The sequence below is a fragment of the Microvirga roseola genome (genome assembly GCF_020866965.1).
GTDB classification, from domain to species: domain Bacteria; phylum Pseudomonadota; class Alphaproteobacteria; order Rhizobiales; family Beijerinckiaceae; genus Microvirga; species Microvirga roseola.
Window position 1 is genome coordinate 1 of sequence record NZ_JAJATX010000182.1, and the last position, 701, is coordinate 701.

At 65.5% G+C, this 701-nt stretch carries 1 protein-coding gene; it reads right to left on the minus strand.

All coding sequences use genetic code 11. The features are described from left to right. Positions 1 to 701: WD40/YVTN/BNR-like repeat-containing protein (locus LG661_RS24770; RefSeq protein ID WP_230534653.1), on the minus strand; the 701-nt coding region annotated here is incomplete at both ends.

Genomic DNA, 701 nt, shown 5'->3' on the forward strand with positions numbered 1-701 from the left:
TCCGTGCTGGTCAGCACCCGGCCCTTGCCGGTCGAGGCAAACAGCCGATCCGGGTTCGTCGAGTCAACGGCGAGATGCAGGAGGTAGCCGCCTCCGAAATCGTTGCCGAGTTCGGCGAAGTTGAGCGGCTCTTCCGCCGAGCGCACCAGCCCGCGGCCGATGACGAAGGCGTAGAGCGTGCCGTCGGGCGTGACCTCCACGAGGCTGACGGGAGCACCCTCAAGCTGCGGCTTCCAGGTCTTGCCGGCATCCTTGCTGATCAGCAGGCCGTCTTCCGTCGCGGCATAAAGCGTGTCCGCATCCCTGGCCGAGGCGGCGAGGTCGATCAGCTTGTCGGGCGTGGAGCCGACCACTGTCCAGGTCTTGCCCGCGTCTCGGCTGATCTGAAGCCCCTTGTAGGACCCGTAGATCGTGTTCGGGTCGGCGGGGCTGACCGTCATCTGGTGAAAGTCCACCGGGCCGTTCACACCGGGGGACACTTGCGTCCAGGTCTTCCCCTGGTCGGTCGAGGCGATGAAGCCTAGATTGCCGCCCTGTGCCGGATGCCCGCTTGCGTAGAGCGTCTTCGGATCGCTCGGATGCGGGTTGAAGCCCATGAAGTCCTGAACCTCGGAAATCCGCTCCGCCTTGCCGTCGGCACCGGCACGGAACAGCCCGTGATGGGTGGCGATGAGCAGCTTGGATGGATCCTGCCGATCCAC